The organism is Azotobacter chroococcum (assembly GCF_002220155.1).
Lineage (GTDB): Bacteria > Pseudomonadota > Gammaproteobacteria > Pseudomonadales > Pseudomonadaceae > Azotobacter > Azotobacter chroococcum.
The window spans coordinates 1,115,040-1,131,979 of record NZ_CP011835.1; the positions used below are offsets into that span (position 1 = coordinate 1,115,040).

General features: G+C 65.9%; 16 protein-coding genes. 5 read left to right on the forward strand and 11 right to left on the reverse strand.

The features are described from left to right. The first annotated feature begins 39 nt into the window (after nucleotides 1-39). The 4 genes from rng (at nucleotide 40) to tldD (ending at nucleotide 7,710) form a co-directional block, all read left to right on the forward strand. Nucleotides 40-1,497 carry a ribonuclease G gene (gene rng / locus ACG10_RS05150; RefSeq protein ID WP_089167396.1) on the forward strand — a complete coding sequence of 486 codons (1,458 nt, stop codon included), beginning with the start codon at nucleotides 40-42 and terminating at the stop codon, nucleotides 1,495-1,497. 9 nt (nucleotides 1,498-1,506) lie between these two features. Then, nucleotides 1,507-5,340, forward strand: a complete 3,834-nt coding sequence (locus ACG10_RS05155) for a YhdP family protein (RefSeq protein WP_089167397.1) — start codon at nucleotides 1,507-1,509, stop codon at nucleotides 5,338-5,340. 76 nt (nucleotides 5,341-5,416) lie between these two features. After that, nucleotides 5,417-6,265, forward strand: coding sequence for a carbon-nitrogen hydrolase family protein (locus tag ACG10_RS05160; RefSeq protein ID WP_089167398.1), 849 nt, complete (start codon nucleotides 5,417-5,419; stop codon nucleotides 6,263-6,265). A 2-nt stretch (nucleotides 6,266-6,267) separates the two neighbouring features. Continuing rightward, nucleotides 6,268-7,710 (forward strand): metalloprotease TldD, encoded by a 1,443-nt coding sequence (gene tldD / locus ACG10_RS05165; protein ID WP_089167399.1) that lies wholly within the window; start codon nucleotides 6,268-6,270, stop codon nucleotides 7,708-7,710. A gap of 33 nt (nucleotides 7,711-7,743) precedes the next feature. Here tldD and yjgA read toward each other — a convergent pair whose 3' ends face one another. Next, entirely contained in the window at nucleotides 7,744-8,262 is a 519-nt protein-coding gene (yjgA, locus tag ACG10_RS05170) for a ribosome biogenesis factor YjgA (RefSeq protein WP_089167400.1), read from the reverse strand. Nucleotides 8,263-8,339: 77 nt separating this feature from the next. Between yjgA and pmbA the strand changes: the two genes are divergently transcribed. Then, nucleotides 8,340-9,686 (forward strand): metalloprotease PmbA, encoded by a 1,347-nt coding sequence (gene pmbA / locus ACG10_RS05175; protein WP_089167401.1) that lies wholly within the window; start codon nucleotides 8,340-8,342, stop codon nucleotides 9,684-9,686. Between the two features lie 62 nt (nucleotides 9,687-9,748). Here pmbA and ACG10_RS05180 read toward each other — a convergent pair whose 3' ends face one another. From ACG10_RS05180 to ACG10_RS05225, 10 genes are all read right to left on the reverse strand, one after another. After that, nucleotides 9,749-10,021 (reverse strand): HPr family phosphocarrier protein, encoded by a 273-nt coding sequence (locus ACG10_RS05180; RefSeq protein WP_089167402.1) that lies wholly within the window; start codon nucleotides 10,019-10,021, stop codon nucleotides 9,749-9,751. A gap of 15 nt (nucleotides 10,022-10,036) precedes the next feature. After that, complete coding sequence (gene rapZ / locus ACG10_RS05185; protein WP_089167403.1) at nucleotides 10,037-10,894, reverse strand: RNase adapter RapZ; 858 nt, start codon at nucleotides 10,892-10,894, stop codon at nucleotides 10,037-10,039. 97 nt (nucleotides 10,895-10,991) lie between these two features. Next, nucleotides 10,992-11,456 carry a PTS IIA-like nitrogen regulatory protein PtsN gene (gene ptsN, locus ACG10_RS05190; RefSeq protein ID WP_089167404.1) on the reverse strand — a complete coding sequence of 155 codons (465 nt, stop codon included), beginning with the start codon at nucleotides 11,454-11,456 and terminating at the stop codon, nucleotides 10,992-10,994. 12 nt (nucleotides 11,457-11,468) lie between these two features. Continuing rightward, the gene (gene hpf / locus ACG10_RS05195; protein WP_089167405.1) at nucleotides 11,469-11,777 is read right to left on the reverse strand and encodes a ribosome hibernation-promoting factor, HPF/YfiA family; all 309 of its coding nucleotides are present in this window, start codon (nucleotides 11,775-11,777) and stop codon (nucleotides 11,469-11,471) included. A gap of 114 nt (nucleotides 11,778-11,891) precedes the next feature. Then, entirely contained in the window at nucleotides 11,892-13,400 is a 1,509-nt protein-coding gene (locus tag ACG10_RS05200; protein ID WP_089167406.1) for an RNA polymerase factor sigma-54, read from the reverse strand. A gap of 131 nt (nucleotides 13,401-13,531) precedes the next feature. Continuing rightward, a complete protein-coding gene (gene lptB, locus ACG10_RS05205; RefSeq protein WP_089167407.1) occupies nucleotides 13,532-14,257 on the reverse strand; it encodes an LPS export ABC transporter ATP-binding protein in 726 nt (241 codons plus the stop codon). Next, nucleotides 14,257-14,814: a lipopolysaccharide transport periplasmic protein LptA gene (lptA, locus tag ACG10_RS05210; protein WP_039805625.1), complete on the reverse strand. Its 558-nt coding sequence runs from the start codon at nucleotides 14,812-14,814 to the stop codon at nucleotides 14,257-14,259. Before lptA ends, lptB begins: the two co-directional genes overlap by 1 nt. Continuing rightward, nucleotides 14,801-15,370, reverse strand: coding sequence for an LPS export ABC transporter periplasmic protein LptC (gene lptC / locus ACG10_RS05215; RefSeq protein WP_198319017.1), 570 nt, complete (start codon nucleotides 15,368-15,370; stop codon nucleotides 14,801-14,803). Before lptC ends, lptA begins: the two co-directional genes overlap by 14 nt. A gap of 8 nt (nucleotides 15,371-15,378) precedes the next feature. Beyond that, nucleotides 15,379-15,903 carry a KdsC family phosphatase gene (locus tag ACG10_RS05220; protein ID WP_089167409.1) on the reverse strand — a complete coding sequence of 175 codons (525 nt, stop codon included), beginning with the start codon at nucleotides 15,901-15,903 and terminating at the stop codon, nucleotides 15,379-15,381. Between the two features lies 1 nt (nucleotide 15,904). Next, on the reverse strand, nucleotides 15,905-16,879 hold the full coding sequence (locus ACG10_RS05225; protein WP_089167410.1) for a KpsF/GutQ family sugar-phosphate isomerase: 975 nt from the start codon (nucleotides 16,877-16,879) through the stop codon (nucleotides 15,905-15,907). Nucleotides 16,880-16,940: the final 61 nt, after the last annotated feature.

A 16,940-nucleotide genomic window follows, 5' to 3' on the forward strand; every position in this document is an offset into this window, starting at 1 on the left:
CCTGAGCAGACAAGCTGCGCCCAGCTTCGGGACTATGCAATGAGCGAAGAGATTCTGATCAATATCACGCCGATGGAGTCGCGCGTGGCGGTGGTGGAGAATGGTGTGCTGCAGGAGGTGCACGTCGAGCGCACCCAGCGCCGCGGCATCGTCGGCAACATCTACAAGGGCCGGGTGGTGCGGGTGCTGCCGGGCATGCAGGCGGCCTTCGTCGATATCGGCCTGGAGCGCGCCGCGTTCATCCATGCCGCGGAGATTTCCAGCCGCGAGGGCAGTGCGGTGGAGAACATCGCGGCCCTGGTGCACGAGGGGCAGGGCCTGGTGGTGCAGGTCACCAAGGATCCGATCGGCAGCAAGGGGGCCCGGCTGACCACCCATCTGTCGATTCCCTCGCGCTACCTGGTCTACATGCCGCGCACCCGCCATGTCGGCATCTCCCTGAAGATCGAGGATGAGGCCGAGCGCGAGCGCCTGAAGAAGGTGGTCGCCGACTGCGTGGCCAGCGAAGGGATCGAGCACGAGGGCGGCTTCATCCTGCGCACCGCTGCCGAAGGCGCCGGGGCCGACGAGATCCTCGCGGACATCCGCTACCTGCGGCGCCTGTGGGACCAGATCGCCGGGCAGATGCAGACCGCCAGCGCGCCGACGGTGATCTACGAGGATCTCAGCCTGGCCCTGCGCACCCTGCGCGATCTGGTCAGCCCGCGTATCGAGAAGATCCGCATCGACTCGCGGGAAACCTTCCAAAAGGTTTCGCATTTCGTCGCCGAACTGATGCCGGAGATCGCCGACCGTCTCGAGCACTATCCCGGCGAGCGGCCGATCTTCGACCTGTACGGGGTCGAGGACGAGGTCCAGCGGGCCCTGGAGCGCAAGGTGATGCTCAAGTCCGGTGGCTACCTGATCATCGATCCGGCCGAGGCGATGACCACCATCGACGTCAATACCGGCGCCTTCGTCGGCCATCGCACCCTGGAAGAGACCATCTTCAAGACCAACCTCGAGGCGGCCACCGCGATCGCCCGGCAGCTGCGCCTGCGCAACCTGGGCGGGATCATCATCATCGACTTCATCGACATGGAGGACGAGGAGCATCAGCGCCAGGTGCTGCGTACCCTGGAGAAGCAGCTGGAGCGCGACCACGCCAAGACCAACATCATCGGCATCACCGTGCTCGGGCTGGTGCAGATGACCCGCAAGCGTACCCGGGAAAGCCTCGAGCAGGTGCTCTGCGAGCCCTGCAACTGTTGCCAGGGACGCGGCAAGCTGAAGACGGCGGAAACCATCTGCTACGAGATCTTCCGCGAGATCCTCCGGGAGGCCCGCGCCTACCAGGCCGAGGGCTACCTGGTGCTGGCCAACCAGAAGGTGGTCGACCGGCTGCTCGACGAGGAGTCGGGCAACGTCGCCGATCTCGAGGCCTTCATCGGCCGGCCCATCAAGTTCCAGGTCGAGGGCACCTACTCCCAGGAGCAGTACGATGTTGTCCTGCTGTAAGCCCTGACCATGCCGCGATCCTCCCGTCTGCCCGCGGTTGTCCTGCGCATCCTGCTGGGGCTCGGCTTTCTCGGCCTGATGCTGCTGGCGCTGGGCGTCAGCCTGGGCCGCCAGCTGGCGCCGCTGGTCGCCGATACCCGTCTCGAGGTGCAGGCGCGGGTCCGCGACGTGCTGGGCATGCCGGTCGCCATCCGCGCTCTGGAGGGACGCTGGAGCGCCCTGGCACCACGGTTGCTGGCGCGCGACGTGACGATCGGCGAGGGCGAGGATGCGCTGCATCTGGAGCGGGTCCAGGTGCGCCTCGATCTGCTGCGCACCCTGCTGGCCCGCGAGTTGCGCGTCGCCGCGCTGGAGGTCGAGGGGGTGAGTTTCACCCTGGCGCAGGATGCCGAGGGGCGCTGGGCCCTGGAGGGGGCGCCGCAGCGCGGCCGGCAGCGGCCGTTCAATCCGGACGAGTCCCTGCGCGCGCTCGAGCGGATCGACCATCTGTCGCTGCTGGACAGCCAGATCACCTTCGCGCCGCACGGACAGGAGCCTTTCTCCTTCCAGAACGTCGACCTCACGCTGCGCAGCGACGGCTGGCAGCAGCGCCTCGATGGTCGCCTGAGCCTGCCCGACGGTCAGCCGCTGCAGTGGAGCCTGCACGGCCAACTGGCCGACGAGGGCTGGCGGCAGAGTCCTGCCGAGCTGTACGTCAGTCTGCCGCAGAGCGACTGGGCGGGCTGGGTGCCGCGCAGTCTGACCGGCGACTGGCGGATCGAGCGGCTGCGTGCCGGTGGGGAGTTCTGGCTGTCCTGGGCCGAGGGCCGCCTGCAGCGCGCGGCGACCCGCCTGCAGGCGCCCGAGTTGCGCGTCCACCGCGCCGGGCAGGTGCCAGCCGAAGTGCGCGATCTGGCGTTGAGCGGGCATTTCCTGCGCGATGGCGAGGATTTCCGTGCGCTGCTCGACTCCCTGGCGGTCGATTTTGGCACGTCCCGCTGGGACGGTGTGCAGGTCGCCCTCGAACACCGGGTGGCGGCCGATGCGCCAGACGCCTGGACGCTGACCGCCAATCAGCTCGACCTGACCCCGCTGATGCCGCTGGTGCAGTCGCTGGCGCCGCTGCCGCAGGCAGCCGAGACCGCCCTGGCGGCCTTGCGGCCGCGCGGCACTCTGCGCAATCTGCGGCTGGATTACCGGCCGCAGGCCGAGGGCGGCCAGCGACTCGCCTATGCGGCCAATCTCCAGGGGGTGGCCTTCGACGCCTGGCATGGCGCGCCGGCGGCGGGCAACGTCGGTGGCAGCGTCAGCGGCGATCTGGCTGGTGGCGAGCTGCGGCTCAACGGCAACGATGTCTCGCTGCATCTCGCGCGCCTGTTCCCCCGCCCCTGGCGTTACCGGCATGTCGCCGGGCGACTGTTCTGGCAGATCGACGAGCAGGGCGTGACCCTGCGCAGCCCCTATGTGCAGACGGACGGGGAGGAGGGTCGCGCCGCCGGCGATTTCCTGATCCGTCTGCGTAGCGATCCCGCCGAAGAGGACTACATGGACCTGCGTGTCGGCCTGCGCGACGGCGATGCCCGTTACGCCGAGAAATATCTGCCGACGCTGGCGCCCGGATTGTCGCCGCAGCTGGCCGAATGGCTGAAGACCTCGATCCATGCCGGTCGCGTGGAGGAGGGCTATTTCCTCTATCAGGGTTCGCTGAACAAGGGGGCCGAGGATGCGGCGCGCAGCCTCGGCCTGTTCTTCAAGGTGCGCGACGCCGAGCTGGCCTATCAGCCGGGCTGGCCTGAGCTGCGCGAGGCACAGGGCCAGGTGTTCGTCGAGGACAGCGGCGTGCGTGTGGTCCTGGATGAAGGGCGGGTGCTCGACACCCGGCTGACGTCGGCCACGGCCGAGATTCCCTCGGCCAGGGACGGCGTGCCGCGGCTGCTGCTCAAGGGCGAGCTGGAGGGCAGCGTCGGCGACGGCCTGCGCATTCTCCAGGAGGCGCCGCTGGAAACCCGGGAGATTTTCGCCGGCTGGACCGGCGAGGGGCCGTTGCAGGGCCAGCTCACGCTGGACATCCCGCTGCGCCGGGAGGCGGAGCGGCCGGCGCGCGTGGTGGCCGAGCTGCGCACCGAGGGCGCGCGGCTGCAGATGGCCCAGCCGAACCTGCAGCTGACCCGCCTGCAGGGCGCCTTCACCTACGACACGGCGAAGGGGCTCAGCGCGCCGGAGATCCGCGCCCAGGTGTTCGGCCGGCCGGTGCGCGGTCGGGCGCTCGCCGAGGGGCGCAACGGCAAGGCGCGGACCCGTATCCTGGCCGACGGGCAGGTGGCGGCGGCCTCCCTGCTCGGCTGGCTGCAGGTGTCCCAGCGCCTGCCGCTCTCCGGCGAACTGCCCTATCGCCTCGAGCTGCTGCTGGATGGCGCGAACAGCTGGCTGCAGGCCGACTCCAGCTTGCGCGGCCTGCGCATCGACCTGCCGGAGCCGTTCGGCAAGGTGGCCCAGGAATCCCGTGACACGCGCTGGCACATGACCCTGGACGGCGCCGAGCGCCGCTATCGGCTGGACTATGCCGACCTGGCCAGCCTGGCTCTGGCTGCGCCGCCGGAGCGTTTTCAGAAGGCCCGCGGCGAGCTGCTGCTCGGCTCCGGTCAGGCCCGGCTGCCTGCGACGCAGGGGTTGTGGGTGCGCGGCCGCGTCGCTCACCTGGACTGGGATGCCTGGCAGGCAGCCTTGGGCGCCATGGTCTCCCAGGGGGGGCAGGATCGCCTGCTGAGCGGCGCCGAGCTGGATATCGGCCGCTTCCAGGGCTTCGGCACTACCCTGAGTCCGCTCAGCGTCCGGATGACCCCCAGTCGGGCCGGCTGGAGCCTGCTGCTCGACGGTCCGCAGATCCGGGGACGCGTCGCTGTCCCGACGGCGGCCCAGGCGCCGATCGTCGTCGATCTGTCCCATCTGCAGCTGCCGGCCAGCACGCCGGGCACGGCCGGTGCGCCGACGACCGCGGCAGCCGCGGCGGATCCTCTGCGGGCGGTCGACCCGCGGAAGATTCCGGCGCTGGATGTGCGCATTGCCCGCCTGCAGCAGGGCGCCGAGCTGCTCGGGTCCTGGTCGCTGAAGGCGCGGCCGCGTTCCGATGGGGTGCAGTTCAGCGACCTGAATCTGGACCTCAAGGGCCTGCGGGTGCTTGGCAGCGCCGGCTGGCAGGGGCCGCCCGGCGCCACCCGCAGCTGGTTCCGCGGGCATCTGCAGGGCGGCGATCTCGCCGATGTGCTGCTGGCCTGGGGGTTTGCGCCGAGCGCGAGCAGCGAAGAGTTCCGCGTGGACATCGATGGCAACTGGCCGGGATCGCCGGCGGCCCTGGCCCTGCAGCGCTACACCGGCAGCTTCGACATCAGCCTGAGCCGGGGGCAGTTCCGCGAGGTGGAAGGAGCTGCTTCGGCCTTGCGGATGTTCGGCGTACTCAATTTCAACGCCATCGGCCGCCGGCTGCGCCTGGATTTTTCAGACCTATTCGGCAAGGGACTGAGCTACGACAAGGTCACGGGTCTGGTCGAGGGGCGCAACGGGATCTTCAGGACGGAAATCCCGCTGACCCTGAGCGGACCGTCGAGCAACCTCGAGCTGGATGGCATCCTCAACCTGCCCGGCGACAGCATCGATGCCAAGCTGCTGGTCACCCTGCCGATCAGCAACAACCTGCCGCTCGCCGCCCTGCTGGTCGGCGCGCCGGCGGTCGGCGGGGCGCTGTTCGTCGTCGACAAGCTGCTCGGCAATCACGTGGCGCGTTTCGCCAGCGTGCAGTACCGCGTCCAAGGTCCCTGGCGAGAGCCTAGAATTACCTTCGAGAAGCCCTTCGAGAAGCCGCGCTGACGGGAAAGAGGGTTGCAGTGGGCGGCGAAGTGCGAGAGCGTGGGCGGGCGAAACCGGGAAACAGCGGAGAAGGCCAATGAGCGTGGCGGTACTGCAGATGGTCAGCCAGGACGATGTGCCGGCCAACCTGGCGACTGCGCGCCGCCTGCTCGAACAGGCCGTCGCCGGCGGAGCGCGCCTTGCCGTCCTGCCGGAGAACTTCGCCGCCATGGGCCGGCGCGACGGCGCCGCCCTGGGCCGCGCCGAAGCCGAGGGCCGCGGTCCGGTGCTGCCCTGCTTGCGCCAGGCGGCCCGCGACTTCGGCCTGTGGATCGTCGCCGGCACCCTGCCGTTGCCGCCGGCCGGCCGGCCACAGGCCAAGGCCCACGCCTGTTCGCTGTTGTTCGACGATCATGGCGAAATAGTGGCTCGCTACGACAAGCTGCACCTGTTCGATGTGGACGTGGCGGACCAGCGCGGGCGCTACCGCGAGTCGGACGACTACGCCCACGGCGAGCGGCTGGTGGTGGCGAACACCCCGGTCGGCCGCCTCGGCCTGACGGTCTGCTACGACCTGCGCTTTCCCGAGCTCTACGGCGCCCTGCGCGACGCCGGAGCCGAGCTGATCAGCGCCCCCTCGGCCTTCACCGCGGTGACCGGCGCCGCCCACTGGCACGTGCTGGTGCGCGCACGGGCGCTGGAGACCCAGTGCTATGTGCTGGCGGCCGGCCAGGGCGGTCGGCATCCCGGCCCCCGGGAAACCTATGGCCATTCGGCCATCGTCGACCCCTGGGGACGGCTGCTGGCCGAACAGGCGCAGGGCGAGGGGGTGCTGCTGGCCAGCCGTGATGCCGAGGAGCAGGCGGCGATCCGTCAGCGTATGCCGATGCACCGCCATCGGCGATTTTCAGTGTCGGCCGTGCCGCGGCCGGTCGAAATGGAGTGAATATGAGCGAGTTGTTGTTACCCGTCAGTCAGCAGCTGCTGAGCCCCGGCGGCCTGGATCTCGATGCCTTGCCGGCCCTGCTCGGCGAGCTGGCCGGTCCCGGCATCGACGCGGCCGACCTGTACTTCCAGAGCCAGGTGTCCGAGTCCTGGGTGCTGGAGGACGGCATCGTCAAGGAGGGCAGCTTCCATCTCGACCAGGGTGTCGGCGTGCGCGCCCAGTCCGGCGAGAAGACCGGCTTCGCCTACAGCAATGCGATCACCGGCGAGGCGCTGCGCCAGGCGGCCCAGGCGGCCCGCTCGATCGCCCGTGCCGGGCAGCAGGGTCGCGTGCAGGCCTTCGCCGCGGCCCCGGTGACGCGTCTCTATGCGCCGGGCAATCCGCTGGAGGTGATCGACCGGGCGGAGAAGGTCGAGCTGCTCAAGCGCATCGATGTCGCCACCCGGGCATTGGATCCGCGCATCAAGCAGGTCACGGTGAGCCTGGCCGGAGTCTGGGAGCACATCCTGATCGCCGCCAGCGATGGCAGCCTGGGGGCCGACGTGCGGCCGCTGGTGCGCTTCAACGTCAGTGTCATCGTCGAGCAGAACGGCCGCCGCGAGCGCGGCGGGCAGGGCGGCGGCGGACGCACCGACTACCGCTTCTTCCTCGACGAGGATCGCGCCATGGAGTATGCCCGCGAGGCGGTGCGTCAGGCGCTGGTCAACCTCGAGACGATTCCGGCACCGGCTGGCACGCTGCCGGTGGTGCTCGGCCCGGGCTGGTCCGGCGTGCTCCTGCACGAGGCGGTCGGTCACGGTCTGGAGGGCGACTTCAACCGCAAGGGCAGCTCGGCCTACAGCGGGAGGGTCGGTGAGCGGGTGGCTTCCAGTCTGTGCACCATCGTCGACGACGGTACCCTGGCCGGCCGGCGCGGTTCGCTCAGCGTGGACGACGAGGGTACGCCGACCCAGTGCACCACGCTGATCGAGAACGGCATCCTGCGCGGCTACATGCAGGACAAGCTGAACGCCCGCCTGATGGGCGTGGCGCCGACCGGCAACGGCCGCCGCGAGTCATACTCGCACCTGCCGATGCCGCGGATGACCAACACCTACATGCTGGCCGGGCAGAGCGAGCCCGAGGAGATCATCGCCTCGGTGAAGAGGGGGATCTACTGTGCCAGCCTGGGCGGCGGTCAGGTGGACATCACCAGCGGCAAGTTCGTCTTCTCCACCAGCGAGGCCTATCTGATCGAGGATGGCCGGATCACCACGCCGGTCAAGGGCGCGACCCTGATCGGCAACGGTCCGGAGGTGATGACGCGGGTTTCCATGGTCGGCAACGACCTGGCGCTGGACAGCGGCGTCGGCACCTGCGGCAAGGATGGCCAGTCGGTGCCGGTTGGCGTCGGCCAGCCGACCCTGAAGATCGATGCGATCACCGTGGGCGGTACCGGTGCCTGAGGCGGGGCAGGATGGCCGGGCCGCCCTGTGCCGTCAGCGCAGCCCGCGTTTGCTTTCGTCGAGATCACGGATGTACTTGAAGATCTTGCGGCTGGCGGCCGGCGGCTTGTTCTGCTCCGTTTCGTGGCGGGCCTGGCGGATCAGGCCGCGCAGGTGCTGGCGGTCGGTGTCCGGGTAGTCGCCGACGAAGGCTTCGAGCGCGTCGTCGCCGCCTGCGAGCAGCCGGTCGCGCCAGCGTTCGAGGGCGTGGAAGCGTTCGTTGTACTGGCGGCTGGAGGCATCCAGCTGCTCGAAGAGGGCGAGAATGGCGTCGACGTCCTGGTCACGCATCAGCTTGCCGATGTACTGGAGGTGCCGCTTGCGGGCAATGTGCGCGGTGTGTTTCGAGGCATCCAGCAGGGCACGGTGCAGGGCGTCGGTCAGCGGCAGGCGATCGAGTTGCTCGGGCCTGAGGGTGGTCAGGCGCTCGCCGAGCTCCTGCAGGGCATGCAGTTCGCGCTTGACCTGGGATTTGCTCTTCTCCTCGGAGAAGTCTTGGTGAAATTCAGACATGGTGGTGGTCCAGAGATATACGCCGCCATGATAACAGCAGCTCCGGAGCGACTGGCCCGGACCTGACAGGAGTAGTTATGAATTCAGCAGAAATGGTCGGTCCGCAGGCGCTGCCGGAGTTGCAGGCCAAGGTCGAGCGGATACTCGCCGAGAGCGCGCGTCAGGGTGCCACGGCCTGCGAGGTGTCCGTATCCATCGAGCAGGGCCTGTCCACCACGGTGCGCCAGGGCGAGGTGGAAACCGTCGAGTTCAATCGCGACCAAGGGTTCGGCATCACCCTCTATCTCGGCCAGCGCAAGGGTTCGGCGAGCACCTCGGCGACCGGCGAGGCGGCGATCCGGGAAACCGTGGCGGCCGCGCTGGCGATCGCCCGGCATGCCTCCGAGGACGACTGCGCCGGCCTGCCGGACGCTGCGCTGATGCCCGGCGAACTCCCGGAGCTGGATCTCTTCCACCCTTGGGCGATCAGCCCCGAGCAGGCCATCGAGCGGGCACTGGAGTGCGAGGCGGCGGCCTTCGCCGCCGATCCGCGGATTCGCAATGCCGACGGCACCTCGCTCAACTCCCATCAGGGCTGCCGGGTCTACGGCAACAGCCACGGCTTCATCGGCGGCTATGCCAGCACCCGGCACAGCCTCAGCTGCGTGATGATCGCCGAAGGCGAAGGCCAGATGCAGCGCGACTACTGGTATGACGTCAACCGGCGCGGCGAGGCGCTGGCCGATCCGCAGGCGATCGGCCGGCGGGCGGCGGAGCGGGCGGCACGGCGTCTCGGCGCGCGGCCGGTGCCGACCTGCGAGGTGCCGGTGCTGTTCTCCGCCGAACTGGCCACCGGGCTGTTCGGCCATTTCATCGGCGCCATCACCGGCGGCAATCTCTATCGGCACGCCTCCTTCCTCGAGGGCGCCCTGGGGGAGCAGTTATTCCCCGAATGGCTGAACCTGGACGAGCGTCCGCACATTCCCAGGGCTCTAGGCAGTGCGGCCTTCGATGCCGACGGGCTGCCGACCCGCGCCAAGCATTTCGTCGAGCAGGGCCGTCTGGCCAGCTATGCCCTGGGCACCTATTCGGGACGCAAGCTGGGCATGCCGAGCACGGCCAATGCCGGCGGGGTGCACAACCTGTTCGTCAGCCATGGCGAGGAGGATCAGGCCGCACTGATCCGCCGGATGGGGCGCGGACTGCTGCTGACCGAACTGATGGGGCAGGGGCTCAATCTGGTGACCGGCGATTATTCCCGTGGTGCCGGCGGCTTCTGGGTGGAGAATGGCGAGATCCAGTACCCGGTGCAGGAGGTGACCATCGCCGGCAATCTGCGCGACATGTTCCGGCAGATCGTTGCAGTGGGTAACGATCTGGAACACCGCAGCAACATTTGCACCGGTTCGGTGCTTATCGAGCGAATGACCCTGGCAGGAAGCTGAGCGAAGTGATGCCGGCTGAGGCGTCTGCCGCCGGACGGCCCGGTGGCAGAGGCGTCGCGTATTTATTCGTCTTCGTCGAAGCGATTGTTGATCAGCTCGACCAGTGCCTCCAGCGCCTCGCAGTCCTGTTCGCCTTCGGTATGCAGGTGAATGGGCGTTCCCTTGCCGGCGGCCAGCATCATGACCGCCATGATGCTCTTGCCGTCGACCAGGCTCTCCGGCGCTCGGCCGATGCGCACCGCACAGGCGTAGCGCCCGGCGACCCCGACGAACTTGGCCGCTGCCCGGGCATGCAGCCCAAGCTTGTTGATGATGGTGATTTCGCAGGCGGGCATCGCGTTATCCATCCTTCAGCAGAGGTCGCGGTGGCGAACCTGAACGTTCTTGAGTGACTGTTTCAATGTTCGGCCCAGCCGCTCGGCCAGGTAGACCGAGCGGTGATGGCCACCGGTACAGCCGATCGCGATGGTGACATAGGCACGGTTGCTGGCAGCGAAGCGGGGCAGCCATTTATGCAGATAGGCCTGGATGTCCTGATACATCTCCTCGACGTCCGGCTGGGCGGCGAGATAGTCTGCGACCGGTCGATCCAGGCCGGAAAAGTTGCGCAGGTCCGGTTTCCAGTAGGGGTTGGGCAGGCAGCGCACATCGAACACCAGATCCGCATCCACCGGCATTCCCCGCTTGAAGCCGAAGGATTCGATCAGAAAAGCCGTGCCCGGTTCCGGCTTGTCCAGCAGGCGCAGCTTGAGCGTGTCGCGTAGCTGATGGAGGTTGAGGTGGCTGGTGTCGATCTTGAGGTCGGCCAGATCCTTGATCGGCGCGAGCAGCCGGCTCTCGTCGCGAATCGCTTCGGCCAGCGAGCGGTTCTCGTTGGTCAGCGGATGGCGTCGACGGGTTTCCGAGAAACGCTTGAGCAGGGTTTCGTCGTCGGCGTCCAGATAGAGCAGGTCGCAGAGGATGTAGCGGGTGCGCACCTCGGCCAGCAACTCGGGGAAGCGTTTCAGCTGGCTGGGCAGGTTGCGTGCATCGATGGATACCGCGACTTGGGGTTGGATAAGTTCGGTATGCAGCAGCGCCCGTTCGGCCAGCTCTGGAAGCAGGACGGCCGGCAGGTTGTCGATGCAGAAGAAACCGTTGTCTTCCAGTACGTCGAGGGCGGTGCTTTTGCCGGAGCCGGAGCGGCCGCTGACGATGATCACGCGCATGATGGGGGTTTTCCGTCGTCAGGAGTGGTTGCCGAAAGCTGGGCTGCCAATTGCTCGTTCACAGTCGACGAACCTCCGCACTCCCGGACGCGGAACCCTACTGGCCCTTCTGCGCGTCCGCCACGACCTGGTAAAGGGCTTCGCTGTTCTCGACCTGGCGCAGACGTTCGCGTATCTCGCCGCGATCGAGCATGCTGGCGATCTGACGAAGCAGTTGCAGATGTTCGTCGGTGGCGGCCTCCGGCACCAGTAGGACGAACAGCAGGTCGACCGGTGCGCCATCGATGGCATCGAAATCGATCGGAGCCTCCAGACGAAGCAGGACACTGATCGGGGCAGGACAGCCGGGCAGACGGCAATGGGGAATGGCAATGCCATTGCCAAAACCGGTCGAACCCAGTTTTTCACGGGCAATCAGGCTCTCGAAAATGGTCTGCTGATCCAGGTCGGGCATCTCGCGGGCGACCAGATTGGCGATGTATTCGAGAGCGCGCTTCTTGCTTCCCCCCGGCACGTTCACCAGGGAACGGCCGGGAGTCAGGATGTCTTCGAGTCTGATCATGGGACGGAGGAGTCAGCGGGCCGTAGCGCCCTGCTGGCGTTCGATCTGCTTTTCCTTGTACTTGATCAGTTGACGGTCGAGCTTGTCGACGAGGAGGTCGATGGCCGCATACATGTCCTCATGTTCGGCGTTGGCGACCACTTCGGCACCGGAGACATGCAGGGTCGCTTCGATCTTCTGCTTGAGCTTTTCGACGGACATGATCACCTGCACATTGGTGATGCGATCGAAATGGCGCTCGAGTCGGTTGATTTTCTCCTCAACATAGTCGCGTAGGGCGTCGGTCACATCCAGCTGATGTCCACTGATGTTGACTTGCATACCGCTTTCTCCTTGTTTCTGTTTTGACGCAGGCTGACGGGCCTGTCACCGGTATACGCTGCTTCGACTGCCGCTGATAAGGCTGCTGCCCTTTCAACGGCCGGCTCGATCCTGTTACATGAGTCGCTTGCGTTCGCTGGAAGGCGCAATACTGAGCGATTCCCGGTATTTGGCGACTGTGCGGCGAGCCACCTGTATGCCCTGTTCTTCCAGTAAACCAGCGATCTTGCTGTCGCTCAATGGCTTTTTCGGATTTTCCGCCGCAACCAGCTTCTTGATGATGGCGCGGATCGCCGTGGAGGAGCACTCGCCACCCTCGGCGGTGCTGACGTGGCTGGAGAAGAAATATTTCAGCTCGTAGATGCCGCGTGGGGTGTGCATGTACTTCTGGGTGGTGACCCGCGAAATGGTCGACTCGTGCATGCCGACAGCCTCGGCGATGTCATGCAGTACCAGAGGTTTCATGGCTTCCTCACCATAGTCGAGGAAGCCGCGCTGGTGCTCGACGATCTGCGTGGATACCTTCATCAGCGTCTCGTTGCGGCTCTGCAGGCTCTTGATGAACCAGCGCGCCTCCTGCAGCTGGTTGCGCATGAAGGTGTTGTCGGCGCTGGCATCGGCACGTCTGATGAAGCCGGCGTAGTGGGGGTTGATGCGCAGGCGCGGTACGGCCTCCTGGTTGAGCTCCACCAGCCAGCGATCGTTGTGCTTGCGCACGATGACGTCGGGCACCACGTACTCGGGTTCGCTGGCCTCGATCTGTGAGCCAGGGCGTGGGTTGAGGCTCTGGATCAATTCGATCACCGGACGCAGCTCTTCCTCCTTGAGCTTCATGCGCCTCATCAGCTGGGTGAAGTCGCGGTTGCCGAGCAGGTCGAGGTAATCCTTGGCCAGCCGTTGCGCCTCTTCCAGCCAGGGCGTATCGGTCGGTAGCTGGCGCAGCTGCAGCAGCAGCGATTCGCTGAGGTCGCGGGCGGCGACCCCTGCCGGCTCGAACTGCTGGATGCGGCGCAGCACCATTTCCAGTTCGTCGAGTTCGATACCCAGCTCCGGGTCCAGGGAGGCGAGGATTTCCTCCAGAGAGGCTTCCAGATAGCCGTCGCTGCTGATGCTGTCGATCAGGGTGACGGCGATCAGGCGGTCGGTATCAGACATCGGCGCCAGGTTGAGCTGCCAGAGCAGATGGCTCTGCAGGCTCTCGCCCGTGGAGGTGCGGGTGGTGAAGTCCCACTCGTCGTCGTCGCTGCTCGGCAGGCTGCTGGCGCTGGTCTGGTAGATGTCCTCCCAGGCAGTATCCACCGGCAGCTCGCTGGGAATGCGCTCATGCCAGTCACCATCCTCCAGACTGCCACCTTCTTCGTTGGCGGACGCACGGTCGTAGCTCTCCTGATAGGAGTCAGACGAGGCATTGGTCGCCGACTGGTCGCCATGTTCGGCCAGCGTATCCGGGCTGTCGTAGTCCTCAGCGTCTTCCTGACGTTCCAGCATGGGGTTGGAGTCGAGGGCCTCCTGGATTTCCTGCTGAAGATCCAGGGTCGACAGTTGAAGCAGACGGATGGCTTGTTGCAGCTGCGGGGTCATTGTCAGCTGCTGGCCCATCTTAAGGACTAGCGATGGTTTCATATTGTAGGAAGCACCATATTTGCCGAAGCATTCGCGTCAATCACTACGAGGCGACGATGCGCCTTCCTAAAGCAAATTACATGCCTGATTATAACGGAATTTGATTGGTCTATCCCATCGAATGGGGTGTCTCATAGTCGGAATTCATGGCCGAGATAGACCTCCTGCACCAGTTTGTTGGTGAGGACGGCCTCGGCATTGCCTTCGGCTATCAGTTGCCCATCGTTGACAATGTAGGCGGTTTCGCAGATATCCAGCGTCTCGCGCACGTTGTGGTCGGTGATCAGGACGCCGATGCCCTTGTTTTTCAGGTGATGGATGATCTGCTTGATGTCGTTGACCGAGATCGGGTCGACACCGGCAAAGGGCTCGTCGAGCAGGATGAACTTCGGTGTGGTGGCCAGGGCGCGGGCGATTTCGACCCGGCGCCGTTCGCCGCCCGAGAGGCTCATGCCGAGGCTGTCGCGGATATGGCTGATGTGGAACTCCTGCAGCAGGGCTTCCAGAGCCTGGCGGCGGCCTTCTCCGTCGAGATCCTTGCGGGTTTCGAGGATCGCCATGATGTTGTCGGCTACCGTGAGTTTGCGGAAGATCGAGGCCTCCTGGGGCAGGTAGCCGATGCCGACCCGGGCGCGGCCGTGCATGGGCAGATGGGTGACATCGTCCTGATCGATCAGGATGCGGCCCTGGTCGGCACGCACCAGGCCGACGATCATGTAGAAGCAGGTGGTTTTGCCGGCTCCGTTGGGGCCGAGCAGGCCGACGATCTGGCCGCTTTCGATGGAGAGGCTGACGTCGCGGACGACCTGGCGGCCCTTGTAGCTCTTGGCCAGATGCTGGGCTTTGAGGGTGGCCATTACTGTGTCTGCCCTGGCTGCTGTTTCTTTTTCGGCTGGATGACCATGTCGATCCGCGGTTTCGGGCTGGATATCTTGGTTCCCGTGGCGCGGCCGGCATTGACGATCTGTCGCTGGGTGTCGTAGACGATCTTCTCGCCCTCGAAGGTGTTGCCGTCCTGAATTACCCGGGCTTTATCGATCAGCACGATGCGTTCGTTTTCGGCGAAGTACTGGATGGTCTGGCCGTAGGCTTGGACGATGCTCTTGTCAGGCGCCGGCTTCTGCTCGTAATAGGCGGGATTGCCGACCGAAGTGAAGACCTTGATGTCACCATTGTCATCCTGGGTGATGGTGACCTTGTTGCCGGTGATCTTCAGCGTGCCCTGGGTGATGACCACGTCGCCATGGTAGACCGCAACCCCTTGCTTGTCGTCGAGTTCGGCGCTGTCGGCCTGGACGCGGATCGGCTGGTCGCGGTCGGAAGGGAGAGCCCAGGCACTCGCTGCGCCCAGTGCGGAGCACAGACTGAACAGGAGAGGGAGGGCCCGGTGGGAGAAACGGTTAGCGAACCTCATGCTGGCCTCTTACACTGGACAGCAGGTGCATCCTGCTGTCATCCAAATACGCTTTCATCCCGACAGCCGTGGTGACTCCGTTGGCTGCCTCGATTTTAACGGGTTGCTGGGTTTCGGCATATTCCCGTTCCGGGAACACGCTCAGGCGGCTGGTGGTGAGGACGGTAGGACGGCCTTGGGTATCGGTGCGCTCGACCCGTACCGCATCGATCAATTCAACCTGCTCGCCCTGGGGGCTGACCTCGCCGCGCTCGCTGCGTACATGCCAGGGAGTGGGGGTGCCGCGAAAAATCAGCAGGTCGGGCTGGGTGAGCAGGGTGATCTCGCTGCTCTTCAGGTGTTCCACCTTGTCGGCGGTCATCTCGTAGTGCAGCGCGCCTTCCGCCTGATATTGCAGTGTATGGGCATTGGTGACGTAGAAGTCGATGGCGCTGTCGTCTGGGGAGATGCCGGGTTTGTCCATGAAGCTCGCCGGGCGGATATTCCAATAGCCCACTGCCACCAGCACGGCGGCCAGGGCGGCCAGGGTCAGGGGGAAGCGGAGTTTGCGCAGCATGATCGCCTCTATAGATAAGCGGCCTGAGCGTTTTCGAGGTTGCCCTGGGCCTGCAGGATCAGTTCGCAGAATTCGCGGGCCGCGCCTTCGCCGCCGCGTGCCAGGGTGACGCCATGGGCATGCCGGCGAACGAAGCTGTCGGCGCTGGCCACAGCCATGCCCAGGCCGACGCGACGGATAACCGGCAGGTCGGGCAGGTCGTCGCCGAGGTAGGCGACCTGCTCGTAGTCGAGTCCCAGTTCGGCCAGCAGTTCGTCCAGTACGACCAGTTTGTCCTCGCGCCCCTGATAGAGGTGCTGGATGCCCAGATTCCGGGCGCGGCGCTCGACGACCGGTGTGGTGCGGCCGCTGATGATGGCGGTACGTACGCCGGAATTGATCAGCATCTTGATACCGTGACCGTCAAGGGTGTTGAAAGTCTTGAATTCACTGCCATCGGCCAGAAAATACAGGCGCCCGTCGGTAAGAACACCGTCGACATCGAAGATCGCCAGGCGGATGCCCCTGGCCCGCTGCAGCAGTTCGTCGTTCATTCTATAGAACTCCCGCCCGCAGCAGGTCGTGCATGTTCAGGGCGCCGATCGGCCGGTCGGCACCATCGACCACCACCAGAGCGTTGATCTTGTGGTCCTCCATGATCTTCAGGGCTTGGGCGGCGAGCATCTCGGCGCGGGCAGTCTTGCCGTGGGGTGTCATCACCTCGTCGATAGTTGCCTGGCGCACGTCGATATTGCGATCCAGGGTACGGCGCAGATCGCCGTCGGTGAAGATGCCGGCCAGGCGCCCATCGGTCTCGAGTACCACGGTCATGCCGAGGCCCTTGCGGGTCATTTCCAGCAGCGCGTCGCGCAGCGTGGTGCCGCGCTGCACGCAGGGCAGGCTGTCGCCGGCGTGCATGATGTGTTCCACCTTCAGCAGCAGGCGACGACCGAGTGCTCCTCCGGGGTGGGAGAAGGCGAAGTCCTCGGCGGTGAATCCGCGTGCCTCGAGCAGGGCGATGGCCAGTGCGTCGCCGAGCACGAGGGCGGTGGTGGTGGAGGAGGTGGGCGCCAGGTTGAGCGGGCAGGCTTCCTGGCTGACGCCGGCGTCGAGATTGACCGCGGCCGCTTCCGCCAGGGGTGAGTCAGGCTTGCCGGTCATGCTGATCAGGGTGATGCCGAGGCGCTGGATCAGGGGCAGTAGGGTGATGATTTCTGCCGTGGAGCCGGAGTTGGACAGGGCCAGTACCAAGTCGTCGCGGGTGATCATGCCCATGTCGCCGTGGCTGGCCTCGCCAGGATGAACGAAGAAGGCCGGCGTACCGGTGCTTGCCAAGGTGGCGGCGATCTTGCGCCCGATGTGCCCGGACTTGCCCATGCCGACGACCACTACCCGTCCCTTGCAGTCCAGGATCAGCTTGCAGGCTGTAGCAAAGTCATCGTCGATGCGCGCAAGAAGTGCCTCGATGGCCTCGATTTCCAGGCGTATGGTCCGTTGGGCTGACTGGATCGGGTTGCTCGAGTGAGGCATGGTGGCGGCTCGTCGCTTGAAAAAGGCGCCGATTATAGCGGTAAAGTCATATTCGCTCATG